This is a genomic window from Novosphingobium huizhouense (genome assembly GCF_020179475.1).
Lineage (GTDB): Bacteria > Pseudomonadota > Alphaproteobacteria > Sphingomonadales > Sphingomonadaceae > Novosphingobium > Novosphingobium huizhouense.
Genome location: NZ_JAILXZ010000051.1, coordinates 1 through 281, shown reverse-complemented (window position 1 = coordinate 281; position 281 = coordinate 1). Strand labels below are relative to the sequence as shown.

1 protein-coding gene is annotated in these 281 nt (G+C 60.1%); it reads right to left on the bottom strand.

Features of this window, described 5'->3' with window-relative positions; genetic code table 11:
• The coding region (locus K3A85_RS17940; protein WP_225207873.1) for a thiamine phosphate synthase at positions 1–272 on the bottom strand (272 nt) is incomplete at its 3' end.
• Between the last annotated feature and the right edge of the window lie 9 nt (positions 273–281).

The following is a 281-nucleotide window of genomic DNA, read 5'->3' as shown; positions in this document are numbered from 1 at the left end:
CGGCGTATTGCGGACAGATCCGCGCTGTCCAGATCTTCCTGACCCAGATGAATCCAGTCGCAGCCCAGATCGATGGCTTCGCGCCAGTGATCGTTCACGACCATCACCGCACCGGCCTGACGACAGAGATCGAGGCTTTCCTGCAGCAGCGCGCGGATATTCTGGGGCGGTTGCTCTTTGATGCGCATCTGCACGAAGCGAACCCCAAGCGGCAAGGCCAGCCGCAGCCAGTCGGGATGATCGAAAATCGGATAAAAGCGCGACGGGATCATGCCAGCTCT